The following is a 24,069-nucleotide window of genomic DNA, read 5'->3' as shown; positions in this document are numbered from 1 at the left end:
CGCGAGGCGTTCCACCACTTGCGACCGCGATACCCACGATGACCGAGGTGGCCCGAGACGGCCCATCGCACATCGTTCGATCCGGTTTCGAGAAGGAGCGGCGTATATGAGCCCCGAGAACAGGACCAGGTCACGCCTTGGTCCGCTGCCCAGGCGGAGCGGTTGGCTGACTGGCGGCACCCTCGCATCACTCGCCCTGGTGGTGACGGGAATTTCCAGCCCCGCGTTCGCCACGGCTCAGGCCATCCAGGCGACCGCGGCGGTCCGCGCGGCGGCCCCCACGGGTGACCACTGCAAGTCGGACAAGCACGAAAAGTCGGACAAGCACGATTACGATCCGAGAGTGGCCGCCCAAGCCGGCCCGCGCGGTGGTGGCGGCGACGACGAGTGCAAGCAGGGTCCGACGGGTCCGACGGGCCCCAGGGGTCCCCAGGGCGCGACCGGCGCGACGGGTGAGACCGGTCCGGCGGGTGCCACGGGCGCGACCGGGGCCACGGGAGCCACGGGTGCGACCGGAGCCACCGGTGCGTCCCAGTGCGTGGACATCGACTCCGTCCGGGACAGCAACGCACGGGAGTTCAAGGCGGTACTCCCCGGCGACACCCGTGCGTACGCGGGCATCCGCGGGCTTCAGCCGACCCCGGGTCTCTGGACCTGGTACGACCTCACCCTCAACCAGGAGGGCGACTTCCCGGACGACGCCTGTGCGATCTCCATCAGCCATCAGGCCAACCAGCTGCTGGTCGAGGTGGTGACGACGGAAGGGGTGATCTGGGAGACCAACTGCGCCGTCAACCCGGGTCCCGGCACCCTCACGTGCAACGGGGTGTGGACGGAGGCGAACCCCCAGCCCGACCCGGGTGACCCGGACGTCGCCCGCCGGGCGGCCAACGCGCCGCCGATTCGGCCGATGGATCCCAACTACCTGCCGAAAGCAATGAAGTAGGGGCAGCAGAGGACGGTAAGCGGGGCGCGAGGCCGGGCGGCCGGGAGGTTCACTCCGGCTCGTGCTCCGGGCCGCCGAAGTCCGGGCCCGTGAACTTCGGGCCCGTGAAGTCCGGAGGCGTGTAGCCCGGCCGGGGACCCTGTGACGGGGATCCCGGACTGGTGAAGTCGGGCCGGGTGTATCCCAGGTTGGGGATGCGCCCGGCCCCTGGCGTGCGGGGCGCCGGATGTTCCGGCCCCATACCCGGATCGGCCAGGGCGTCCCGCAGGAACGGCATGATCCCGCGCTCCAGCAGCGCGTTGCGCCAGGCCTCCCGGGCCTGCGCGACCTCGTCGGATATCGCCTCCGCCCCGTCCGCGGCCACCTCGGTCGCGCTGTTGCGCAGCGCGGTCACCAGCAGGCCGATCACGGCGAAGATCAGGGCGGCGGCGGTGAGCACCCCGAAGAACGAACCCGCCGTCAGCATGGTCTCGGCGAAGGCCGGTTCGGGCTCGATCATCTTCAGGATGTAGCCCACGAGCAGGAAGATCAGCATGGCGGTGCCCGCCAGAACGGGCGCGAGGACCGCGATCACGGCGCCGAGGCCCGCGCCTCCCTGTCCGCCGTCCTCCTCGTCCAGGGTCCCGGGAGCGGAGAGGGCCTCGTCGCGTCGTTCCTCGCGGAGTTTCACGTAGTAGTCGTACTCCGCGGCGGCCGCAGCCGTCAGCAGTGCGCTGGCCCCCAGGGCCATGGTGCGCAGTTGTTCGGCGTTCAGGCGTTCGCCGAGGGTGGCGAGCTCGGGCCGTTCGTGTGCGGTGCGCAGCGCCTCGTCGAGGAGCCGATCGAACTCGGGCCGGTCTTCGGTCAGCAGGTGCGGAGCGCTGGTCATGTGCATCCCCCGATGCTCCGTGGAGGCCGGTTTGCCCGCGTAGACCCGGGCGCCGGCACAAACGGAGGAGAGCCTGCTACGGATAGAGCGATGGTAGAGGGACCACACCGCAGGTTGACAGGGGCTTTCCGTAAATACCCCCCTGGTGACAATCCTCAGTCGCGCAGGGGAAGTTGCACGACCAGCAGTTTGCCCGCCATTGTGACCCCGCCGTCCATGGCGATGGCGAGCCCGTCCGCGTACACGTGGGGGCCGTCCACCGCCTCCGGGCCGCGCGCCTCGTCGCCGTCCTCGGTGCCCACTTCGCCGAGGAGGTACGGGATGGGGCTGTGCCCGTGCACGACGCGGCTTCCGCCGTAGGTGCCGAGCAGTTCGCGTACGGCCACCGGGCCGGTCTCCTCGTCGCGGAAGGCGAACCGCTTGGTGAACTTGCGGAAGAGGTCCCAGGTGATGTCGGCGTCGCCCCGGTTGAGGAGCTCGTGGATGGTGTCGTTGACGTCCTCGATGGAGTCGCCGTAGTCCAGGTAGGCCGTTGTGTCGGAGTGCAGCAGCAGGTGGTCCTCTTCCAGGACGGCCGCGTCCAGGCGGGACATCCACTGCAGGTGTACGTCCTGCAGGCGCTCCATGTCGGTGCGCTGACCGCCGTTGAGCAGCCAGGCGGCCTGGAAGGTGGCTGTGCCGGCGCCGGAGGAGACGGGGGTGTCGCCGAACCGCTTGGCGCCGATGAGCAGCAGCTCGTGGTTGCCCATGAGGGCCTTGCAGTAGCCGCCGGCCGCCGCGGCCTCGGCGGACAGCCGCATGACGAGGTCGATGACGCCGATGCCGTCGGGGCCGCGGTCGGTGAAGTCGCCGAGGAACCAGAGCCGGGCGTTGCCCGCGGACCAGCGCCGCTCGCTGTCGATCAGGCCCTGGGCGTGGAGTTCGGTGACGAGCTCGTCGAGGTAGCCGTGGACGTCGCCGACCACGTAGAGCGGGCCGGGACCGGCGGCCGCGGTGTCCTGGGGGACGTACTGCACCTGGACGGTGTCGCCGGGGCCGCCGAGCGCGCCGCGTCCGATGACGGGCAGGTCGCGGTGGGTCGGGGTGTAGCCGTCGAAGCCGTCGTCCTCGGGGTCGGCGGGCTCCGCGGGCTCGGCGGTCGCGTGCGCTTCGTGCACGCCGTGCACGTCGTGATGCGGGACGGGCGGTGCCACGGGCTGCGGCACGGACTGTGCGTTCGCCTGCGGCGGGTAGCCGGGCTGCTGGGGCACGCTCAGCGCGCCGTCCTCGTAGTACGCCGGGTACTCGCCGTACACGGGAGCCTCACCGGGAAGCCCGGTGGATACGGCGTACGGGGCGGGTTCGGTGACCGGAACCCGGAAGTCCCGCAGCGTATCCGTCCGCATCGCGGGTCCCTGACCGGCCCCCTGAGTCATCGACCCCTCCACCACCGTCGCGCTGCCGTACACCTGCGGACCCTCCTGACCTCCGGGGAGGAGGGTCCGTGATGTCGTGCGCCCATCATAGGAATGCGGCTCGCGCTGTGTGACGCACCAGGGGTGGTGAATCCTGTCCGGAGCCGATCGTTCCTACCGTTTTATACCAATATCGGTGTTGCGGAAATCCTCGGCGGTGTCGGCAGCGCCGCCGAGGAGCGGTGTGGCGCGTCAGTCCTGGGCCGGAGACCGGGGTGGACTGACGGTCGTTCGGGGCTGCCTGCGTTGTGACGAGGTACGGATGATGAGCTCGGTCGGGACGACCTGTTCGACGGGGCGTCCGGTGTCCACTCCCTCGATCGCGTCGATGAGCAACTGCACCACGGCGGTGCCGATGCGGCGCGGTTTGAGGGAGAGGGTGGTGATGGGCGGTTCGGTGTTGGCGTACACGGTGGACTCGCTGCAGCACACGAGCAGCAGGTCCTCGGGTACGCGCAGGCCGTAGCGCCGGGCCGCGGCGAGCAGGTCCGTGCCGTTGGGGTCGAAGAGCCCGTACACGGCGTCGGGCCGGTCGGGGCGGGCGAGGAGCCGGTCGGCGGCCACGGCGCCCGCGCAGGGGTCGTGGGCGGGGTAGGACTCGTAGACGGGGTCCTGGCCGACGCGCTCGCACCAGTTGAGGTAGGCGGTCGTGGAGAGCCGGGTGTAGGTGTCGGTGGTGGTGCCGGTCAGCAGCCCGATCCTGCGGGCGCCGGCGGCGGCGAGGTGGTCGAGGAGGCCCAGTACGGCGGCCTCGTGGTCGTTGTCGACCCAGGCGGTGACGGGGAGGGAGCCTGCGGGGCGGCCGTCGGAGACCACGGGCAGGCCCTGGCGGACCAGTTCGGTGACGACGGGATCGTGGTCGGAGGGGTCGATGACGACGGTGCCGTCGAGGGCGACGTTGGACCACACGTCGTGTCGGGAGGTGGCGGGGAGGATGACGAGGGCGTAGCCGCGGGCGAGCGCGGCGGAGGTGGCGGCTCTGGCCATCTCGGCGAAGTAGGCGAATTCGGTGAAGGTGAAAGGTTCATCCCCGTACGTCGTCACGGTCAGGCCGATGAGGCCCGACTTGCCGGTACGGAGGGTGCGGGCGGCGGCGGACGGGCGGTAGCCCAGCCGGTCGGCGACCTCGCGAACGTGGCGGCGGGTGGCGTCCGGCAGCCGCCCCTTGCCATTGAGCGCGTCGGAGACGGTTGTGATGGAGACGCCCGCTGCGGCGGCCACGTCCCTGATGCCTGCCCGGCCCTGTCGGCCGGTGGCCCGCCGGGTGGTCTCGGTCCGGCTCACGTGATGCTTCCCTGCTGCTGTCATGGCGAGCCGATAGTAGGGCTCGGTGGGGTGGGTGGTCTGGGTGCATATGCACGCGTTGACAGGCACGTTTCTGCAGGGTTCGCCACCCCCAATGACCTTGGAATTGAAGGTATTTGCTTGCTGAAGGCTGCCGTGAGGCTTGTCGGCGGGTACGAGCATGCCAAAGCGGTACGGTCGCGGGCCGTTCTCAACTCACCTGCACGAGGGATGCGCGCCACGGCGCAGGCCACCGGCGCGCGCATATATGCGCGCGCTCCCCCGCATTCCAGGCGCCCCCATTCTCGGAAGAGCGGAATCCTCATAAGGTGAGCAGTATTGAGTCGACGGCGACGTCGTACGGGATGGTCGAGGAGGACCTGCGGTGAGCGAGAAGAGCCCGAAGCTGCGCGCCGAGCTGGACGGCATTCCCACATACAAGCCCGGCAAGCCGGCCGCCGCGGGCGGGCCCGTCGCGTACAAGCTGTCCTCGAACGAGAACCCGTACCCGCCGCTGAACGGGGTGCTGGAGAGCGCGGTCGCGGCGGCCGGGAACTTCAACCGGTACCCGGACATGGCCTGCACCGGCCTGGTGAACGAGATCGCGGAGCGGTTCGGGGTGCCGGTGGAGCACATCGCCACCGGTACCGGCTCGGTGGGTGTGGCCCAGTCGCTGATCCAGTCGACGGCCGGCCCGGGCGACGAGGTCATCTACGCCTGGCGTTCCTTTGAGGCTTACCCGATCATCACGCAGATCTCGGGTGCGACCTCCGTGCGCGTCCCTCTGACCGAGGGCGACGTCCACGACCTGGACGCGATGGCCGAAGCGATCACCGAGCGGACCCGGCTGATCTTCGTCTGCAACCCCAACAACCCCACAGGTACCGCGGTGCGCCGCGCAGAGCTGGAGCGGTTCCTGGACCGCGTGCCCACGGACGTCCTGGTGGTGCTGGACGAGGCCTACCGCGAGTTCGTGCGCGACGCGGACGTGCCGGACGGCATCGAGCTGTACCGCAACCGCCCGAACGTCTGTGTGCTGCGTACGTTCTCCAAGGCGTACGGGCTCGCCGGTCTGCGCGTCGGCTTCGCGGTGGCACACGAGCCGGTGGCCGCGGCGCTGCGCAAGACGGCGGTGCCCTTCGGTGTCAGCCAGCTCGCACAGGACGCGGCGGTCGCCTCGCTGCGCGCCGAGGACGAGCTGATGGGCCGTGTCGGGGCGCTGGTGGGCGAGCGGAACCGGGTGCACGAGACGCTCCTGGCGCAGGGCTGGACGGTCCCGGACACGCAGGCGAACTTCGTGTGGATGCGGCTGGGGGAGCGGACCGCCGACTTCGCGGCCGCCTGCGAGAAGGCCGGTGTGGTGGTCCGGCCCTTCGCGGGCGAGGGCCTGCGGGTCACGATCGGTGAGACCGAGGCGAACGACCTCTTCCTGCACACGGCGGAGGCGTTCTTCAAGGAGCTGTAGCTCCGGCGGGGACCTGCGCGCGTTGCGCGATTTCCATGCGTTAAGTGATGCCCGCGCGTTACGCGAGTTCCACGCGGACGGGGTCGCCGTCGCGGACGGTGGCCAGCAGGCGGGAGTCGCCGTCGAACGAGCCGAGCACGTTGCACGGGCTCGCCAGGCGGCTCTCGCCTCCGCGCGAGATGGGTGTGGGGCCGTAGGGCAGCGCCAGCGCGTCGCCCTCGGTCCAGAACGCGACCGTGCCGGGTTCGACGACCTGCCGGGCGTCGTGCTCCCGGGCCACGGAGACGCCGGTGTCGAAGTAGACCTCCTCGCCCCAGGTGTTCGCGGACGCGGAGATCGGAAGGGCCTCGGCCAGCGCCTTGCTGGTCGGGGTCTCGTCGAGGGTTGCTGTGAGCTGGCCGGCGGGCCAGGAGATGCGAATCTTCATGGGCCACATTCAACAATCTGTTGAATTTCTTGGCTAGGGGGGACCCCGCCTCTAAGGGTCGAAAACGGGTGCGCCATAATGCTTGTGAATGTGAACGCGTTCACAAGCGTGTCCTGCTTCCTCCCGTTATGGGGGGAAGCCGCCATACAGCCTGCGGCTGTGACCCACGGCGACGACAAGGAGAAGACGACGTGGACCTAGCTTTGGCGCCGGAGACATTGGCGCGATGGCAGTTCGGCATCACCACCGTCTACCACTTCCTCTTCGTTCCCCTGACGATCTCGCTCGCCGCCCTCACGGCCGGCCTGCAGACGGCCTGGGTGCGCACCGAGAAGGAGAAGTACCTCAGGGCCACGAAGTTCTGGGGAAAGCTTTTCTTGATCAATATCGCGATGGGTGTCGTCACCGGCATCGTCCAGGAGTTCCAGTTCGGCATGAACTGGTCCGACTACTCGCGATTCGTCGGTGACATCTTCGGTGCCCCACTGGCCTTCGAGGCGCTGATCGCCTTCTTCTTCGAGTCGACCTTCATCGGTCTGTGGATCTTCGGCTGGGACAAGCTGCCGAAGAAGATCCATCTGGCCTGCATCTGGATGGTGTCCATGGGCACCGTCCTGTCCGCCTACTTCATCCTGGCGGCCAATTCCTGGATGCAGCACCCGGTCGGGTACCGGATCAACGAGGAGCGCGGCCGGGCCGAGCTCACCGACTTCTGGCTCGTGCTCACCCAGAACACCGCGCTCACCCAGTTCTTCCACACCATCACGGCCGCCTTCCTGGTGGGCGGTGCGTTCATGACCGGCATCGCCGCCTTCCATCTGGCGCGCAAGAGGCACATCCCGGTGATGCGGAGCTCGCTGCGGCTCGGCCTGGTCGTCATGATCATCGCCGGTATGGGCACGGCCCTGAGCGGTGACCTGCTCGGCAAGGTGATGTTCAAGCAGCAGCCCATGAAGATGGCCGCCGCCGAGGCGCTCTGGGACGGCGAGGCGCCGGCCCCCTTCTCGGTCTTCGCCTACGGCGACGTGGAGAAGGGCCACAACAAGGTCGCGATAGAGATTCCCGGCCTGCTGTCCTTCCTGGCCAACGACGACTTCACCTCCTTCGTCCCGGGCATCAACGACGTCAACAAGGCCGAGCAGGAGAAGTTCGGCCCCGGCGACTACCGGCCCAACATCCCGGTCGCCTACTGGGGCTTCCGGTGGATGATCGGCTTCGGCATGGCCTCCGTCGGCGTCGGAGTGCTGGGACTGTGGCTGACCCGCAAGAAGTTCCTGCTGCCGCCCGGTCTGCGCACCGGGGAGGAGGAGGTCCCTCACCTGGTCCTCTTCAAGAAGGCGCTGAGCCCGAAGTTCGCCGGCCTGTACTGGATCGTCGCGCTCTGGACGATGGGCTTCCCGCTCATCGCCAACTCCTGGGGCTGGATCTTCACCGAGATGGGGCGCCAGCCCTGGGTGGTCTACGGAGTGCTGCGCACCCGGGACGCGGTCTCGCCGAACGTCTCCCAGGCCGAGGTGCTCACCTCGATGATCGGGTTCACGCTCCTGTACGCCGTGCTCGCCGTCATCGAGGTCAGGCTCCTCGTCAAGTACGTCAAGGCCGGTCCGCCCGAGCTCACCGAGGCCGACCTCAACCCGCCCACCAGGATCGGCGGAGACGACAAGAACCCCGACCGGCCGATGGCCTTCTCGTACTGAGGCTGAGGAGACCACACCATGCAACTCCACGACGTCTGGTTCCTGCTCATCGCGGTCCTGTGGACCGGCTACTTCTTCCTGGAGGGCTTCGACTTCGGAGTCGGCGTGCTCACCAAGCTGCTCGCCCGCGGCCGCACGGAGAAGCGGGTCCTGATCAACACGATCGGACCCGTGTGGGACGGCAACGAAGTCTGGCTGCTCACCGCGGGCGGCGCGACCTTCGCGGCCTTTCCCGACTGGTACGCCACGCTCTTCTCCGGGTTCTACCTGCCGCTGCTCCTCATCCTGGTCTGCCTGATCATCCGCGGTGTCGCCTTCGAGTACCGGCACAAGCGGGCCGAGGAGCGCTGGCAGACCAACTGGGAACACGCGATCTTCTGGACCTCGCTGATCCCCGCGTTCCTGTGGGGCGTGGCCTTCGCCAACATCGTGCGCGGCGTGAAGATCGACCAGAACAAGGAGTACGTCGGGACTTTCCTCGACCTGCTCAACGTCTACTCGATCCTCGGCGGCCTGGTCACGCTCACCCTGTTCACCTTCCACGGCGCGGTCTTCACCTCGCTCAAGACGGTCGGTGACATACGGGACCGCTCGCGGAAGCTGGCGACCCGGCTGGGTGTGGCCACCGCCGTACTGGCCCTGCTCTTCCTGGGCTGGACCCAGCTCGACAGCGGCGACGCCAAGAGCCTGGTCGCGATGGCCGTCGCGGTGATCGCGCTGGCCGGAGCCCTCGGCTTCAACCTGGCGGGCCGCGAGGGCTGGTCGTTCGCACTGTCCGGGATCACCATCGCGGCTGCCGTCGCGATGCTCTTCCTGACGCTGTTCCCGAACGTCATGCCGTCCTCGCTGGACGACGCCTGGAGCCTCACGGTCACCAACGCCTCGTCCAGCCCCTACACCCTGAAGATCATGACCTGGTGCGCGGGAGTGGCCACGCCGCTCGTCCTGCTCTACCAGGGCTGGACGTACTGGGTGTTCCGCAAGCGGATCGGGACGCAGCACATCGTCGACGTGCACTGAGCCCCGGCATCCGCCCCTCCCGCCTGACCCTCCCTTGGGGGATGTTTCACGTGAAACCGGTCGACCCGCGCCTGCTTCGGTACGCCCGTTCCACCCGCCTGTTCCTGGGGGCGGTGGTGGCCCTGGGCCTCGCCGGGGCGGGGCTGGTCGTCGGGCAGGCGATGCTCATCGCCGAGATCGTGGTCGGCGCCTTCGAGGAGGGGCTCGGCGGGGCGGAGCTGCGGACGCCCCTGCTGCTGCTCGCGGCGGTGGCGGTCGGGCGCGGCCTGATCACCTGGCTGACGGAGCTGGCCGCGCACCGGGCCGGTGCGGCGGTCAAGTCGGAACTGCGCGGCAGGCTGCTGGACCGGGCCGCGGATCTGGGCCCCGCCTGGCTGACGGGACAGAAGACCGGGTCGCTGGTGGCGCTGGCCACCCGCGGTGTGGACGCCCTCGACGACTACTTCTCCCGCTACCTCCCCCAGCTGGGGCTCGCGGTGGTCGTGCCGGTGGCCGTGCTCGCCCGCATCGTCACCGAGGACTGGGTGTCGGCGGCCATCATCGTGGTCACGCTGCCCCTGATCCCCGTGTTCATGGTCCTCATCGGGATGGCCACCCAGTCCCGGATGGACCGTCAGTGGCGGCTGCTGTCACGCCTGTCGGGGCATTTCCTCGATGTGGTCGCCGGACTTCCCACTCTGAAGGTCTTCGGGCGGGCCAAGGCCCAGGCCGAGTCGATCCGCAAGATCACCGACGATTACCGGCGCGCGACGATGCGGACGCTGCGCATCGCCTTCCTCTCCTCCTTCGCCCTGGAACTGCTGGCGACCCTGTCGGTGGCGCTGGTGGCGGTGACCATCGGCATGCGGCTGGTCCACGGGGAGCTCGACCTCTACACCGGACTGGTCATCCTGATCCTGGCGCCCGAGGCGTACCTGCCGCTGCGGCAGGTCGGCGCGCAGTACCACGCGGCCGCCGAGGGCCTGGCCGCCGCGGAGGAGATCTTCGAGGTGCTGGAGGCACCCGTCGTACGCCCGGCCGGCGGGGCCGGGCTGCCGAGCGGCGTTCCCCTGCGCATCGAGATCGACGACGTCCGCGTCCGGTACGAGGGCCGGGGCCAGGACTCGCCCGGACCGCTGTCGCTGACGGTCGGACCGGGAGAGTGCGTGGCCCTCACCGGACCGAGCGGGGCCGGGAAGTCCACGCTGCTCCAGGTGCTGCTGGGGTTCGTGACACCGACCGCGGGGCGGGTACGGGTGGCGGGGGTGGACCTGGCGGAGCTGTCCCAGGAGCAGTGGCGGGAGCAGATCGCCTGGGTGCCGCAACGTCCGCATCTGTTCGCCGGGACGATCGGGGAGAACGTACGGCTGGCCCGGGCGGGGGCCTCCGAAGCGGAGGTGGCCCGGGCGTTGAAGGATGCCGGAGCCTGGGAGTTCGTGACGGGGCTGCCGCACGGGGTGGAAACCCTCCTGGGCGAGGGCGGCGTGGGTCTGTCCGCCGGGCAGCGCCAGCGGCTGGCCCTGGCGCGGGCGTTCCTGGCGGACCGGCCCGTGCTGCTGCTGGACGAGCCGACCGCGGCGCTGGACGGCGAGACCGAGGCCGGGGTGGTGGACGCGGTCCGGCGGCTCGCCGTGGGCCGGACCGTGCTGCTGGTCGTGCACCGGCCGGCGCTGCTCGCCGTCGCCGACCGGGTGGTTCCGATCGCGCAGGCCGACGGCTGTTCCGGGCTGCCCGCCGCTTCGGAGCCGCTCCCCCGTCCCGCATCCGTCCGGACCGAGGCTCCGGGCGGTGCCACCGACGACGGCGGGGAGTGGATCCTCGGAGCCGCGCCCGAGCCGGCGCGGGCCGGTGGCGGGACCGATCCGGGCGCAGCCGATCCGCTGGGTCGGGTCCGCGCGGTGGCCAGGGCCTGGCAAGGACGCTTCAGGCTCGGACTGCTCCTCGGGGCGCTGGCCGTCGGGTGCAGCGTCGGGCTGATGGCGGTCTCCGGCTGGCTGATCTCACGGGCCTCCGAACAGCCGCCCGTGCTCTATCTGATGGTGGCGGTCACTGCCACCCGGGCCTTCGGAATGGGGCGGGCCGTCTTCCGGTACGCCGAGCGGCTCGTCTCGCACGACGCCGTGCTGCGGATGCTCGCCGATCTGAGGGTCTCCGTGTATCGGCGGCTGGAGCGGATCGCCCCCGCCGGGCTGCGAGAGCACCGGCGGGGGGATCTGCTGGCCAGGCTGGTGGCCGACGCCGACGCACTCCAGGACTACTGGCTGCGCTGGCTGCTGCCGGTGGGCACCGCGGTGCTCGTGGGCACCGGCTCGGTCGCCTTCACCGTCTGGCTGCTGCCGGAGGTCGGCGCCGCCCTCGCCGTCGGACTGCTCGCCGCAGGGGTCGGCGTTCCGCTGGTGAGCGGGGCCTGCTCCCGGCGTGCCGAGCGTCGGCTCGCTCCCGCCCGGGGTGAACTTGCCACCCGGGTGGCCGATCTGCTCACCGGTACCGCGGAACTGACCGTCGCCGGGGCGCTGGAGGACCGCAAGGGCAGGGCCCGGGAGAGCGACGGCGTGCTGACGCGCATCGCCGCGCGCGGAGCCGCCGCAGGCGGTCTGGGCGGCGGGCTGTCCGCCCTGGTGTGCGGGCTGACCGTCGTGGCGGCCGCGGCCGCGGCTGCGACCGCGGTCCACGACGGACGGCTGTCCGGGGTGGCCATGGCCGTCGCGGTGCTGACGCCCCTCGCCGCGTTCGAGGCGGTGAACGGCCTTCCGCTCGCCGTCCAGTACCGCCAGCGGGTGCGCCGCAGCGCCGAACGGGTCTACGAGGTCATCGACTCCCCGGTTCCCGTCGCCGAGCCGGAGCAGCCCGCGGCGGCGCCCGGTTCACCCTTCCCGCTGCGGCTGACGGGGCTCACCGCGCGGCACCCCGGCCAGGAACGCGACGCGCTGCGGGGCCTGGACCTGACCTTGGAGGCCGGCCGCCGCGTCGCCGTCGTCGGACCCTCGGGCTCCGGAAAGACCACACTGGCCCAGGTCCTGCTGCGGTTCCTGGACCTGCGCGACGGCGCGTACACCCTGGGCGGGACCGACGCCCGGACCCTCGACGGTGATGACGTCCGCGCGCTCGTCGGACTCTGCGCCCAGGACGCGCACCTCTTCGACAGTTCGGTGCGGGAGAACCTGCGGCTGGCCCGGACCGGAGCGAGCGAGGAAGAGCTCCGGGAAGCGCTGGCCGCGGCGCGGCTGCTGGAGTGGGCCGACGGACTTCCGGACGGGCTGGACACGCTGGTCGGCGAGCACGGCGAGCGGATCTCCGGCGGTCAGCGCCAGCGCCTGGCCCTGGCGCGGGCGCTGCTCGCGGACTTCCCCGTGCTGGTGCTGGACGAGCCGGCCGAGCATCTGGACCTGGCCACGGCGGACGCGTTGACGGCGGACCTGCTGGAAGCGACCGAGGGCCGTACCACCGTGCTGATCACCCACCGGCTCGCCGGCCTGGAGGCAGTCGACGAGGTTCTCGTGCTCGACGGCGGAGAGGTCGTCCAGCGCGGGGCGTACGCGGAGCTGGCCGCCGCCGAAGGGCCGTTGCGGCGGCTGCTGGAGAGGGAACGGGAGGCGGACGGGCCCGTGGCCGACTTTCTCCAGGCCGACTTTCCCCGCTAAAGGGGACTAACTACTCTCAAGGGCATGTCACTGCAGGAGTCGCAGCCGCAGGAACCGCAGGACCCGTCACCTGGAGCACCGGACCCGCTGATGGCCGCCACCCAGGCCGCCAGGAGTCTGCAAGGCCTGTCCACCGAGCTCACGGCCCGGGTACCGCAACTGCTGGAGGCCATGAGGTCGGTCGGTACCGGGCTTGAGCTGCACTCCACGCTGGACCGCATCTGCGAGACCGCGGCCGAGCTCGCGGACTCCCGCTATGCGGCGATCGGCGTCGTCGACACCGAGGGCCGCGGGCTTTCGGACTTCGTCACGTACGGGATCAGCTCCGAGCTGGCCCGGAAGATCGGGCACCGTCCGGACGGGAAGCGGGGTCTTCTGGGAGCGTTGATCTCGCACCCCGACACCGTGCACCTCGACGATCTGACGAAGGATCCGCGCTCGGCGGGATTCCCTCCGCACCATCCGCCCATGAAGACCTTCCTCGGTGTCCCGATCAGGGTGCAGGGGGAGATTTTCGGCAATCTGTACCTCACCGAGAAGAACGGCGGTGACGCGTTCAACGACTACGACGTGCACATGGTCCGGGTGCTGGCCACCGAGGCGGGCATCGCCATTGGCAATGCCCGGCTGTACGAGGCCGCCACTCAGCGCGAGCGCTGGATCGACGGCTCGGTAGCCGTCACCACTGCCCTCCTGTCCGGCGGGGACGCGGACGACGCCCTCGCCGTGGTCGCCGAGCAGGCCCGTCACCTGGCCGACTCCTCCGCCGGCATCGTGATGCTGCCGACCGAGGACGGCGGGATGGAGATCGTCGCCGTCTCCGCCGAGAACCCGGCCACCTCGCTCGGCGTGGTGATCCCCGCCGAGAGCCCGGTGGTGGACAGGCTGCTGCAGGGCGAGCCCGTCTTCGTGGACGACGCAGCGTCCGACCCGCGCATGATCAGCAAGCTCACCAGCGAGTACGGGCCCTGCATGATGCTCCCGCTGCACAGCGGCGGGCGCGTACTGGGCGCCCTGGTCACCCCGCGGGCCCGCGGCAAGCGCCCGTTCAGCGAGGCCGAGCGAACCCTGGCCACGCAGTTCGCCTCCCAGGCCGCGCTCGCCCTGATGATGGCCGAGGCGCAGCGCGACCGGGAGCGGCTCGCCGTGTTCGAGGACCGCGACCGGATCGCCCGGGACCTGCACGACCTGGTCATCCAGCGGCTGTTCGCCACCGGGATGATGCTGGAAGGCGCCCAGCGCCGGTCCATCGTCCCCGAGGTCGGTGACGGGATCGGCAAGGCCGTGGATGAGCTGGACGTGACGATCCAGGAGATCCGCACCGCGATCTTCGCGCTCCAGCAGGGCCCGGCGGAAGCCCCCTCCGGGCTGCGCACCCGGGTGCTGCGGGAGATCAACATGGCGGCCGTGCCGCTCGGCTTCAAGCCCGCGCACCGTTTCCTCGGCCCGATCGACGCGGTCGTGGACGACCTGGTGGGCAAGAACCTGATCGCCGCGCTGCGCGAAGCCCTGTCCAACGCGTTCCGTCATGCCGACGCGTCCCGGATCGACGTGGTCGTGGACTCCACGGTCACGCTGGCCGACGGGCGCCCCGGGGTCCGGCTGGAGGTCGCCGACGACGGGGTGGGCATCGCCGAGGGCGGACGGCGCAGCGGGCTGCGGAATCTGCGCCGACGGGCCGAGTCGCTGGGAGGCGCGAGCTCGTACGGCCCGGGCATCGGCGAGGACGGTGGCGGGACCACCGTGGTGTGGGAGGCCCCGCTCTAGGGCGGGCCTTTCGGATCAGGCCGGATCCGAGAGACCGGCCCTAGGCGTCCAGGCGTCCAGGTGTCGCAGGAGCTCCTGTTTGGAGCAGCCGCTGCGCGATCCGGTCGGCCACGATGTGCTCGATGACGACGGCGACGCCGTCCTCGTTGTTGGCGGTCGTACGGCCGGACGCGGCCGCGATCACATCCGGATGGGCGTTGCCCATCGCGTACGAGGTGCCCGCCCAGCTGAGCATCTCCACGTCGTTCGGCATGTCCCCGAAGGCGACGACCTCGGCGGGGGAGATACCGCGCTCGGCGCAGCACAGCGCCAGGGTGCTCGCCTTGGAGACGTCCTTTCCGCTGATCTCCAGCAGGGAGGTCGGGCTGGAGCGGGTGATCGCTGCGTGCTCGCCGGCGGTGGAGCGGGCCAGCGCAAGGAACTCGTCCGGGGCCAGCTCGGCGTGGTGTGCGAGGAGCTTGAGCACCGGTGCGGAGCTTTCGTCCGTGTCCTCGCGCAGCAGTTTCTCGGCGGTGGCGAGGTGGGCGCCCGGGTCCTGGAAGAACGGCGGGTACGTCGGCTCGTAGTTGATGCCGGTGGTCAGTTCGACCGCGAAGGAAGTACCGGGCGCAGCAGCCCGCAGAGCGTCCACGACGGCGAGGGCGTCAGCTCTCGGGAGGGCTCTTACCTGTACGAACTCGTGCCCGGCGTGGAGGTCCACGACCGCCGCGCCGTTCGCGCAGATCGCGAGGCCGTGGCCGTGGACGTGGTCACTGACCACGCCCATCCAGCGGGCCGGGCGGCCGGTGACGAAGAAGACCTCGATGCCGGCCTCCTCGGCGGCCGCGAGAGCGGCGACCGTGCGGGGCGAGACAGACTTGTCATCGCGCAGCAGGGTGCCGTCGAGGTCGGTGGCGATGAGCCGGGGCATGGGGTTTGGCCCGTCCGGGCGCTGGGGAGCCGAGGTCACGGCTCCATCTTCGCCCATTGCCCGGGGACGGCCGGACCATGTGCGGCTCGTCCGGTGCCGACGGCCCGATGTTTCACGTGAAACATCGGAGGGATGGCGATGTTTCACGTGAAACACGAAGGCCGCGGCAGGGCTGTCACAGCGGTCCGTTGTCCTTCAGCACTCGTCGGGCCTGCGCGAAGAGCATTCCCACGTTCGCCGACTTGCGGCAGACGACGACGGCGACCACCTCGTCCGCGCTGTCGACGCGCAGAAAGAGGTGCGCCAGGTTGTCGCTGTTGACAAGGATTTCCTGGAAATAGTGCCGGTCGGACACCACTCCGCGACGCTCCTTGAAAATGTTCTCGATCATCACCACATTCCGGCCCTGGAAGAGGTCGAGTGTGGCCGCCGACAGCATGTCGAGTACCTCCGGCGGGTGCGAGTCGACGGTTTCCACCGACAGCAACATGCCCGTTGACATGTCGATGACCCCGGCGGCCACGCAATCCGGCACCTCCGCGCGGAGGGTCTTGACTATGGTGACCACCCGGTCGGACATGCTCTGGGGACCTGAGGTTCCCGATACGCTCATGGTTTTCCTTCTGCTGGATTTGTTTCGGGAAAGGCCCGAAGCCGGACCTGTCCGGGGCGATCGTGTGGTCGTGAGCACTGCCGGTGAAGCGCCGTCGGCCCGCTCAGCCGGCCGGAGCGATTCCTGTCGCGGACGTCAGCAGGAGGCCGATCCGGTCGGCGCTCGACTGCGACTCGGCGTGGAACCGCTTCACGTCCATGCCCGAGTCGCCAAGCACCGCCATCAACGCCATGTCACCGATCGCCTGCGTGACCAGATAGCCGTCGTTGAACCGTGCGACGGTGTGGTGGACCAGTCCCTTGCCTGTGGCGGTGCCCGTCCGGCGAGCGATGCCGAGTGCCGCCGCGGTGAGAGCGGCCAAGCACTCCCCGTCTACGCTGACGTCTGCTTCGGCAGTGATCAGAAGGCCGTCGGCCGAAGCCACGATCACGTCCGTGACACCGACGACCCGATCGCGGAGCGCACGCATCTCAGCGGCCAGTTCGTCACTTTTGATCGTCACAATTCTCCTGTTTGTTCACGCTGGGATCGCCCAGTCGCCTGTGCGACTTGCTGTTCTGTGGGGGCGGCCGCTACCGGCAATCCGTCACCGGCCGCAGGGGCAGGACGTCGTGGATTCCACTCATGCCGCGCTGGCGCCGAGGCAGCCCGCTCCCGCCCGGCAGGCGGTGCGGTGCGTGGGTGCTCGACACCCGATCGGCCGCCCCGGCGGGCTCGCCGAGAGGAATGGCCGCAGGGGAGGGCACCACCTCGACCAGGCCGTCGCTGAGCATGCGCGTGAGTTCCACCGTGACGGCGTAGAGGCCCCGCCCCAGTAGAAAGGCGATGTCCCGCGAGCTGCGACGGCCGTTGACGTGCAGAAGGATGTCCCGCCGCTCACCGGCCGTCGAACCTTCTGCCGACGAGGCTCCGGTGGGCGTCAGCGTCATCCGGTCCCGGAAAGGGCAGAGTGGCACCCGCAGCGAAGTAAGAGCCTTGACACGGCGACTCGCCTCCTGGAACAGCCAGTCCGCTTCGATGCCCTGTGGTGCCACCAGGTGGTGGACGGCCCCGCCGGGTTCGAGGATGCACTCGTCCATGCGGCCCATGCCCACGGAGAGAGCCCCGTCCAGGGCCGCCATGAGACACATCAGCTGCAGCTCGGCGGCACCGACCAGCGTCCTGTCGATCAGTTCCGCTCCGATGCGGCCGACGGTCGCGCCGGCCCGGTAGGCGGCCGCCCACTCGTCCTTCCCGATCCGCCCGGAACGCACGAGCAGGGTTTCCACGGTCGGTGCCCCGGGGGACTCGACCGCGACGATGGCGCCGTTCGCGAGGTAGAAGGTGCCGCCCGGGTCGCCCACCACGACCAGAGTGCCGGAAAGCCGTTCGCGACGAGCGCGGACCAGATTCCGGGCCAGTTCCTGGGTTGCCCGGTCCGACGGCACGACCGACGCCGAGGCCGTCGAAGGCGTCGGCGTCGGCGCCATCGAAGGTGCAACCGAAGGCTCCGCCGGAGCCACCGACGGCAGCGGCAGCGGCAGTGACCAGTCCGCGGGTGTCGAGGATGCTCCAGGGAGAACGGGATACGTCACCAGTCGGCTCCCGCTCGTGGAACAGACACGGCCGTGGCGGCCCGGTGGGTCTCAGGGGCGGCGGAGACTGAAGCCGTCCGGTCTCCCGGCATGGTGATTTCGAGCACGACCACCCCTCGTCAGAGGCTGAATTCGGACAAGGCATCCACGGTGGGTGCCGTGAGTCATCCAGCTCTCGGAATCGCACAGTAGTCGGCTCGGCCGAATCCGTGATCGACGATGCCGGAAGTCTTTGGTTTCTTTCGCCAGGGATCGGTTTGCGCCTTCTTGCTTCTGAATTACCGCTCTCCATGGAGGGGTTTCCTCGAAGATCATTCGACAGGATGCGCTCGGCGTCGACGCGACGCGGCAGGACCGGAATGCACTCCCCGTCGGCTGAGCGCCGTAGGCTCGAACGCATGAGTCTGAGTCTGAGCACGGTGATCCTTCCGGTACGTCGATGGCATGAAGGGGGGCGTGACCAGTGGGTACGGGCGGAGACGCTCGGGTTCCACACCGCCTACACCTATGACCACCTGTCGTGGCGGGGCTTCCGCGACGGACCGTGGTTCGGCGCGGTGCCCACCCTGACCGCGGCGGCCGCGGCCACCGAGCGGATGCGCCTGGGGACGCTGGTCACCTCGCCGAATTTCCGCCATCCGGTGACCCTCGCCAAGGACCTCATCTCCCTGGACGACGTCTCCGGCGGGCGCATCACCCTCGGTATCGGAGCGGGCGGCAACGGCTTCGACGCGACCGCGCTCGGTCAGGAGCCCTGGTCCCCGCGCGAGCGTGCCGACCGTTTCGCCGAATTCGTACCGCTGCTGGACCAGCTGCTGACCGAGGGCGCGGTGAGTTCGCAGGGCACCTTCTACTCGGCCGAGGAGGCCCGCAACATCCCCGGTTGCGTCCAGCGGCCGCGACTGCCGTTCGCGGTCGCCGCCACCGGACCGCGCGGCCTGCGGCTCGCCGCCCGCCACGGCCAGGCCTGGGTGACCGCGGGAGACCCGAGGATCTTCGAGGACGGCACGCCCGAGCAGTCGCTGGAGGCCCTGCGCCGGCAGATCGGCGGGCTGGAGTCGGCCTGCGCCGAGATCGGCCGGGAGTTCGGGCCGATGGAGAAGATCCTGCTGACCGGCTTCACCCCCGAACGCAGCACCATGCTGGAATCCGTGGGCGCATTCGTCGACTTCGCGGGCCGCCACCGTGAGCTGGGCTTCACCGAGCTGGTGATCCACGCCCCGATCCCGGACTCCGACTTCGCCGCGGACGAGTCGGTCTTCGAGAAGATCGCTGTGGAGGCGCTGGCCCAGCTGGACCTCTGATCCCACGGTCGTCGCCGCTGCCCAGGACGGGGAGCGGCGACGACCGACGGCAGTGGGCTCAGGCCGTCAGCTGGGCGTACAGACGCTCGGCGGACGGCAGGAGCCAGTCGGGCGCGGCGCCCTCCGGCATGGCTTCGACCTCGTCGATCAGTGCGCGGACGCGGGCCGCACCCGCATCCGCGTGGCCCCGCTCCTGCTCCGTCCAGGCGGCGTTGTTCAGGCACTGGAACCGGTCCCGCAGATGGTCCGGGCCGAGCTCCGCGTAGAGCGCGGCAGCCCGGCCCCAGAGCTCGATCTCCTCCAGGCGCAGTGCCTCGATTTCCGCCTCGCCCAGCGACTCGGCCGGCGCGGCCGGGTCGCCGCCCACAGCGCTCACACCGCCGGCGTCCTCCTCGTGCTCATCCTCGTCGTCAGCGTCTTCCTCCTCCTCGTCGAAGGAGGCTGCCTGTGCGCCGACCCGCCGGTCGAGGACCTGCGCCAGCTGGTGCCAGGTCTGGGCGAGTTCGGCCCGCAGCTCCGGATCCGCGGGATCCGCCGTCAGGGCGGTCTCCAGTACACCGGTGGCCTCGTCCATCAGGACCCTGGCCCGCGCAACGGCTCCGTCGGTGACCTCCTCGCGCAGTCCCAGCCAGGCCAGGGAGCGCAGGGCACGTACCTCGGCGACCGGGGCTTCGCCCGTCAGGCGGTGCAGTTCCACGGTCCGCTCGTAGGCGGCGGCAGCCTCCACGGTCAGCCCGGCGTCGGACAGCGTGTCGGCGGCCGACTGCGCGAGCCTGGCCTGGGGCCGGGTGTCCTCCCAGCCCTTGGCCGTCTCCGCCGCCAGCAGGTACTGCTCCGCGGCCGGCCGCAGCTCGTTCAGCTGCCGCAGCAGGTCGGCCAGGAACTCCCGCCCGGAAACGGCCTGCTCCTCGCCGTGCTCCAGCAGATCCGGCAGAGCCGACTGCAACACCTCCGCCGCCTCGGCGGCCCGGCCGTCCTGCGCGTACGCACGCGCCAGGACCAGCCGAGCCTGCGCCCCGCCGTCGGCCGTGAGACCGGCCTGGTCGAACCAGTGGGTTCCCGCCAGAGCGTGCCCGGCGGCCTCGTCCGCCGCGCCCTCCCGCCGCAGCAGGATGTCCGCGAGGGTCAGCCGTACGACGCCCTGGACCTCGGAGTCGGTCACCTCGGGGGCGTGTTCCAGCGCGGAACGGGCCGCCTCCTCCGCCTCCTCGGGCCGGTTCAGCGACATCAGTACCCCGGCCCGCAGCACCAGCGGGTCCACGGCCTGCCAGGGCCTGCCCGCCCCGACCGCCCGGGCCGCGGCGGCCGCGAGCAGGGCCACGGCCCGCTCCGGGTCGCCCTGCGACAGCGCGACCCGTCCCAGCATCTCCTCGGCCTCCGCCACCAGGTCCGCAAGCGTGTCCTCGTAGGCCGTGATGAAGGCGGTCAGCTCGGCGGCGAGTTCGCCGTGCCCATGCCCGTGGCCGTCGTCACCGGTCGCCTCGGCCGAGCGCAGGTACGACTCCACGCGGATCGCCGACAGCTCCGCGAGCGCGATCCTCCGGGTCCGCAGCGGTTCGGCCGGGTCGAGTGCCTCGGCGGCCCGTACGGCCACCCCCAGCAGCCTCCTGATCTCGGCGGGCGTGGCCCCCGACTGGGCGGCGACGCTCGCCAGGCGCAGCTCGGCAAGCGCCGCGCGCTGTGCCAGGCCGAGGGTCCGGTAGCCCTCCCGGGCCGCGGTCAGCAGCTCCGTCGCCTCCGTGGCCCCGCGCCGGGCGGCGGCCAGTGCCCGGTGGTCCGCCAGGTCGGCCGCGACCAGCGGATCGGGCTCCGGCTGCGCGTCCACCCGTACGGCCACCTCGGCCCACAGCACGTCCGCCCCCGGATGCCCCAGGTCGCGGGCGCGCCGGGCCTGATCCACCAGCTCGGCGAAACCGGGGGCCGAAGCCGTGGACACCGGGACGACGTGCCCCGGAACGGTGTGGGCCGACTGTGGCAACGCCGCACTGCGCACCCCCAGCGGCAGCGCGCCGACCAGCGGCTCCCGCGCGATCCGCGCCAGGAACCGCTCCGAGACGCGGGTGGTGCCGTTGCGCACGTCGAACTGCCGGGCGATGTCGAGTGCGCCCGCGCGCATGACCTCGTACAGCTCGCGGACGGTGCGGGGCGTGCCGTCGTAGGGCACGGCCGGGATCCGGCCGTGCCCCAGGTCCATCAGCCGGCGCAGCAGCACGAGGATGCCGCCGTGGAAGGCCAGCTGGTCGTCGACGTTGGCGAGCGGGCCGACGTGGGAGGCGTGTTCGGCGAGGATCTCCAGACCGCGCGACTCGTTGCCGGTGAGCGCGCAGAACTCGATGTGCTTGCCGACCGTCGGCAGCAGGCTGTCGTTGCCGCGGGCCAGGCGGTAGCCGCGCAGGTGGTTCGAGCGGGCCTCGGCGGTCCGTCCGAGCCGCAGCAAGGGCATCAGGGAGGTGGCCAGCACCCGGTGCGGCTCCTCGGCGCAGGTCTGCTCGGCCGCCAGCACCGGCTTCCAGATCTCCAGCGCCTTGGCGTCGTCGCCGCGCAGGACGGCGTACTGCCCCTGGCCGTTGAGCTCGCAGGCGCGGCAGTCGCTTATGTCGTCGCGCTCGGCCGCCAGCCAGTGCCCGAAGGCCCGCTCGGCCCGCTCGTCGTCGCCCATCGCGTCGGCGAGCCACAGCTCAGCCTCGCGTACGGGCCGCTCGCTGTAGCCGGCGATCCGGTAGCGGCGCTCCATCTCGTCCAGCCAGCCCGTCGCCGACTCCAGGGGAACCCCGGGGGAGTCGGCGATGGCCGTGGCCACCCACTTGAACTGCCAGAACAGCGAGTGCGCGTCCCATTCGGAGAAGGCGCCGGGATCCTTGTCGTACTCCTGGAGCAGCCGGGCGAAGGGCACCAGCAGCTTCGACGACTCGGAGCTCCACAGGTAGGCGTGGATCAGGTTGTCCAGGGTCTCCCGGAACAGCGCCCGGTCGCCGCTCGCCTCGGCGGCGCCGACCAGGGCCTCGGCGTGCGCGTTGCGCGCGGCGCCACCCGGCGCCTCGCGGTTCTCCGCCAGTCCCCGCTCGATCTCCTGGCGCGTCGGCGTCGTCACTTCTGGTCCTCCGGGGCCTCGGTGGAGTGGGTCGCCCATTCCAGGAGCCCGAGGAAGGCCCGGTTGAGCAGAGTGGAGTCGGTGGGACGGAGTGGCCGCTGGGACATCAGCAGGGCCTGTCCGTAGAGCGATTCGACGGCGGTGCCGGTCAGCGCCTCGTCGGGGAGGGCGGAGATCCGGCGGATCAGCGGGTTGTTGTGGTTGAGGACCAGGCGTGCGCGGGGTGCGGAGCCGCGCAGCGAGCCGAGGATGCCGCTCCACAAGGAGTCGGCGCTCTCCAGCGCGGCGGTCCGGTCCCGCTCCTGCCGTGCCTGCCGGTCGTCGAGGTAGAGCGCGGGGACGGAGACGGGCTGGAAGGCGCGCAGCACCACGTCGCAGCCTTGGGGTTCCAGGCGGGTGCGCGTCGCGGCGAGGAAGGGGGCGAGCTCCAGCTCGGCGGTGGTGGGTACCGGGTCCAGCCGTTCGGTGACGGCTCCGGCGTCCAGCTCGGTGACCTTCAGCTCGGGCCGTACGGAGGGCAGCAGGGCCAGCAGGTCCGCGTCGTAGGTGTAGCCGGCGTTGATGACGCCGAGCCCGTGGGCGGCGGCGATCGGCGCGATCTGCCGGAACTCCTCGACCGTGCGCGTGAAGTGGACGTCGGTGTGGGCGGCCGCGAACTGCTCCAGGCTCATCGGTCCGTCGCTGGTCTCGAACGGCAGCCACGGCAGCATCAGGCCGAGCAGTTCGGAGTCGTGCCGGGCCATGGACTTCACGCCGAGGTGGTGCACGCGGAGGAAGGCGGCCAGACGCTCCGGTTCGCTCGCCGCGAGCTCGCCCAGCCAGCCGCGGATGCGGGCGCCGAGGGCGTCGCGCACGGCGGCCAGGGTCTCGTCGTCGTACAGGTTCTCGCGGGAGGCGGTGGGCCGCAGCGTGTCCGTGTCGAGGACGGCGCGGACGAAGAACGCCCAGTCCGGCAGCAGGTTGTCGGCCCGGTCGGTCAGCAGCATGCCCTTGAGGTGCACACGGTGTCCGGCGCGGTGGGCGGGGCTGGTCGGCTCGGGCAGCACGTACGCGACTCCGCGCACGCCGGCGAGCGGCAGGTCCAGGTCGATGCTGTCGAGCGGGGTGAAGCCGAAGAGCTGCGCGCAGTGCCCGGCGAGTGCGACGCGGCGGGCGGTGGGCGTGGGGAAGGGCCGGTCCCATACGGCGGGCCGGTCGGTGACGGGGCGCGGCTCGCCGCCCTCGCCGTCGTCGAAGGTGATGTCGTAGGGCAGCAGGGAGCCGTAGTCGCGGGCCAGTTGCTCGACCTTGGCCGGGGCCGTCCACTCGGCGGCGCCGGGGCGGGGCTCCAGCACGACGGTGGTACCGGGCTCCGGGCGTGCCTCGTGAGGCAGTTCGCGCACGGTGTACGAACCGTCGTCCGTGGCCAGCCATTCGACGGGTGTGGCCTGGGGATCGCGGGCGGAGCGGGTGACGACGCGGATCTGGCGGGCGACGACGAAGCACGCGAGCAGCCCGATGCCGAACTGGCCGAGGAACTCCCTGCGGGTGGCCTCCAGGGCCCGGATGCCCTCAGCGGCACCGTCGCCGCCGCGCTTGGAGCTGCGGCCGATGGTGGCGAGGAAGGTGTGGGCCTCCGCGGCGGTCAGGCCGATGCCGCTGTCCTCGATGGTGATCCGGCCGTCCGCCGCGGACAGCCGGATGCGGATCCCGGCCTCGGGGTCGAGGGCCTGGCGCGCGGTGACGGCGTCCACCGCGTTCTGCAGGAGCTCGCGGACGTAGACGCGCGGGCTGGAGTAGAGGTGGTGGGAGAGCAGGTCGACCAGGCCGCGCAGATCGACCTGGAAGCTGTGGGGTGTGGACGTCATGGGGCGTCACCTCGCGTGCATACGGGGATGGTTCGGTGATCGCGAGGTCCCCCCTCACGGATCCCGGAGTGGGGAACAGATTAGGGGGATGGTCCGACAATCCCTGAGCGAATTCCCGCGCTCGGAGATGCCCGGGAAGCGTCGTGAGGATGTGCCGTGATCTGCCCGGATGCGCCGGAGTT

General features: G+C 70.8%; 17 protein-coding genes. 7 read left to right on the top strand and 10 right to left on the bottom strand.

What is annotated here, in order from left to right; all coding sequences use genetic code 11:
* Positions 1 to 343: 343 nt before the first annotated feature.
* A complete protein-coding gene (locus tag OG429_RS19425) occupies positions 344 to 946 on the top strand; it encodes a hypothetical protein (protein ID WP_328926561.1) in 603 nt (200 codons plus the stop codon).
* Positions 947 to 995: 49 nt separating this feature from the next.
* On the opposite strand, the gene OG429_RS19420 is transcribed toward OG429_RS19425, so the two are convergent.
* From OG429_RS19420 to OG429_RS19410, 3 genes are all read right to left on the bottom strand, one after another.
* A complete protein-coding gene (locus tag OG429_RS19420; RefSeq protein WP_328926560.1) occupies positions 996 to 1,820 on the bottom strand; it encodes a hypothetical protein in 825 nt (274 codons plus the stop codon).
* Positions 1,821 to 1,969: 149 nt separating this feature from the next.
* Positions 1,970 to 3,229: a metallophosphoesterase gene (locus tag OG429_RS19415; protein WP_328926559.1), complete on the bottom strand. Its 1,260-nt coding sequence runs from the start codon at positions 3,227 to 3,229 to the stop codon at positions 1,970 to 1,972.
* Between the two features lie 231 nt (positions 3,230 to 3,460).
* Complete coding sequence (locus OG429_RS19410) at positions 3,461 to 4,576, bottom strand: LacI family DNA-binding transcriptional regulator (protein WP_328926558.1); 1,116 nt, start codon at positions 4,574 to 4,576, stop codon at positions 3,461 to 3,463.
* 361 nt (positions 4,577 to 4,937) lie between these two features.
* On the opposite strand from OG429_RS19410, the gene hisC reads away from it, so the two are divergent.
* Positions 4,938 to 6,017: a histidinol-phosphate transaminase gene (gene hisC / locus OG429_RS19405; RefSeq protein WP_328926557.1), complete on the top strand. Its 1,080-nt coding sequence runs from the start codon at positions 4,938 to 4,940 to the stop codon at positions 6,015 to 6,017.
* 58 nt (positions 6,018 to 6,075) lie between these two features.
* Here the strand turns inward: hisC and OG429_RS19400 are convergent, their stop codons facing one another.
* Positions 6,076 to 6,444 (bottom strand): cyclophilin-like fold protein, encoded by a 369-nt coding sequence (locus tag OG429_RS19400; RefSeq protein WP_328926556.1) that lies wholly within the window; start codon positions 6,442 to 6,444, stop codon positions 6,076 to 6,078.
* A 191-nt stretch (positions 6,445 to 6,635) separates the two neighbouring features.
* Between OG429_RS19400 and OG429_RS19395 the strand changes: the two genes are divergently transcribed.
* Genes OG429_RS19395 through OG429_RS19380 form a run of 4 tightly spaced genes read left to right on the top strand, consistent with a single transcriptional unit; the run spans position 6,636 to position 14,548 of the window.
* On the top strand, positions 6,636 to 8,141 hold the full coding sequence (locus OG429_RS19395; protein ID WP_328926555.1) for a cytochrome ubiquinol oxidase subunit I: 1,506 nt from the start codon (positions 6,636 to 6,638) through the stop codon (positions 8,139 to 8,141).
* Positions 8,142 to 8,159: 18 nt separating this feature from the next.
* Positions 8,160 to 9,161 (top strand): cytochrome d ubiquinol oxidase subunit II, encoded by a 1,002-nt coding sequence (gene cydB / locus OG429_RS19390; protein ID WP_328926554.1) that lies wholly within the window; start codon positions 8,160 to 8,162, stop codon positions 9,159 to 9,161.
* Between the two features lie 50 nt (positions 9,162 to 9,211).
* The gene (cydD, locus tag OG429_RS19385; RefSeq protein ID WP_328926553.1) at positions 9,212 to 12,781 is read left to right on the top strand and encodes a thiol reductant ABC exporter subunit CydD; all 3,570 of its coding nucleotides are present in this window, start codon (positions 9,212 to 9,214) and stop codon (positions 12,779 to 12,781) included.
* Positions 12,782 to 12,805: 24 nt separating this feature from the next.
* Positions 12,806 to 14,548, top strand: coding sequence for a GAF domain-containing sensor histidine kinase (locus OG429_RS19380; protein WP_443051270.1), 1,743 nt, complete (start codon positions 12,806 to 12,808; stop codon positions 14,546 to 14,548).
* A 40-nt stretch (positions 14,549 to 14,588) separates the two neighbouring features.
* Here the strand turns inward: OG429_RS19380 and OG429_RS19375 are convergent, their stop codons facing one another.
* The 4 genes from OG429_RS19375 to OG429_RS19360 all read right to left on the bottom strand — a co-directional run bounded on the left by OG429_RS19375 (position 14,589) and on the right by OG429_RS19360 (position 17,540).
* A complete protein-coding gene (locus OG429_RS19375) occupies positions 14,589 to 15,515 on the bottom strand; it encodes a Cof-type HAD-IIB family hydrolase (protein ID WP_328926552.1) in 927 nt (308 codons plus the stop codon).
* Positions 15,516 to 15,633: 118 nt separating this feature from the next.
* The gene (locus OG429_RS19370; protein WP_328926551.1) at positions 15,634 to 16,038 is read right to left on the bottom strand and encodes a hypothetical protein; all 405 of its coding nucleotides are present in this window, start codon (positions 16,036 to 16,038) and stop codon (positions 15,634 to 15,636) included.
* A 136-nt stretch (positions 16,039 to 16,174) separates the two neighbouring features.
* A complete protein-coding gene (locus tag OG429_RS19365; RefSeq protein ID WP_328926550.1) occupies positions 16,175 to 16,573 on the bottom strand; it encodes a roadblock/LC7 domain-containing protein in 399 nt (132 codons plus the stop codon).
* 70 nt (positions 16,574 to 16,643) lie between these two features.
* Positions 16,644 to 17,540, bottom strand: a complete 897-nt coding sequence (locus OG429_RS19360; protein WP_328926549.1) for a MarR family transcriptional regulator — start codon at positions 17,538 to 17,540, stop codon at positions 16,644 to 16,646.
* A 503-nt stretch (positions 17,541 to 18,043) separates the two neighbouring features.
* On the opposite strand from OG429_RS19360, the gene OG429_RS19355 reads away from it, so the two are divergent.
* Entirely contained in the window at positions 18,044 to 18,949 is a 906-nt protein-coding gene (locus OG429_RS19355; RefSeq protein ID WP_328926548.1) for an LLM class flavin-dependent oxidoreductase, read from the top strand.
* 58 nt (positions 18,950 to 19,007) lie between these two features.
* Here the strand turns inward: OG429_RS19355 and OG429_RS19350 are convergent, their stop codons facing one another.
* Both OG429_RS19350 and OG429_RS19345 read right to left on the bottom strand, forming a co-directional pair.
* Entirely contained in the window at positions 19,008 to 22,040 is a 3,033-nt protein-coding gene (locus OG429_RS19350; RefSeq protein ID WP_328926547.1) for a tetratricopeptide repeat protein, read from the bottom strand.
* Complete coding sequence (locus tag OG429_RS19345) at positions 22,037 to 23,887, bottom strand: HSP90 family protein (RefSeq protein WP_328926546.1); 1,851 nt, start codon at positions 23,885 to 23,887, stop codon at positions 22,037 to 22,039. The genes OG429_RS19350 and OG429_RS19345 overlap by 4 nt, the downstream gene beginning before the upstream one ends.
* Positions 23,888 to 24,069 lie beyond the last annotated feature (182 nt).

Source organism: Streptomyces sp. NBC_00190 (genome assembly GCF_036203305.1).
Lineage (GTDB): Bacteria > Actinomycetota > Actinomycetes > Streptomycetales > Streptomycetaceae > Streptomyces.
This window is presented reverse-complemented; position numbering and strand designations above follow the sequence as displayed.

Coding starts and splice junctions, on each gene's coding strand:
- cydB (WP_328926554.1), top strand. CDS start 8,160: ATGCAACTCCACGACGTCTGGTTCCTGCTCATCGCGGTCCTGTGGACC.
- OG429_RS19400 (WP_328926556.1), bottom strand. CDS start 6,444: ATGAAGATTCGCATCTCCTGGCCCGCCGGCCAGCTCACAGCAACCCTC.
- OG429_RS19380 (WP_443051270.1), top strand. CDS start 12,806: ATGTCACTGCAGGAGTCGCAGCCGCAGGAACCGCAGGACCCGTCACCT.
- OG429_RS19410 (WP_328926558.1), bottom strand. CDS start 4,576: ATGACAGCAGCAGGGAAGCATCACGTGAGCCGGACCGAGACCACCCGG.
- OG429_RS19360 (WP_328926549.1), bottom strand. CDS start 17,540: ATGGCGCCGACGCCGACGCCTTCGACGGCCTCGGCGTCGGTCGTGCCG.
- OG429_RS19345 (WP_328926546.1), bottom strand. CDS start 23,887: ATGACGTCCACACCCCACAGCTTCCAGGTCGATCTGCGCGGCCTGGTC.
- OG429_RS19370 (WP_328926551.1), bottom strand. CDS start 16,038: ATGTCCGACCGGGTGGTCACCATAGTCAAGACCCTCCGCGCGGAGGTG.
- OG429_RS19375 (WP_328926552.1), bottom strand. CDS start 15,515: ATGGGCGAAGATGGAGCCGTGACCTCGGCTCCCCAGCGCCCGGACGGG.
- OG429_RS19415 (WP_328926559.1), bottom strand. CDS start 3,229: ATGACTCAGGGGGCCGGTCAGGGACCCGCGATGCGGACGGATACGCTG.
- OG429_RS19355 (WP_328926548.1), top strand. CDS start 18,044: ATGAGTCTGAGTCTGAGCACGGTGATCCTTCCGGTACGTCGATGGCAT.
- OG429_RS19420 (WP_328926560.1), bottom strand. CDS start 1,820: ATGCACATGACCAGCGCTCCGCACCTGCTGACCGAAGACCGGCCCGAG.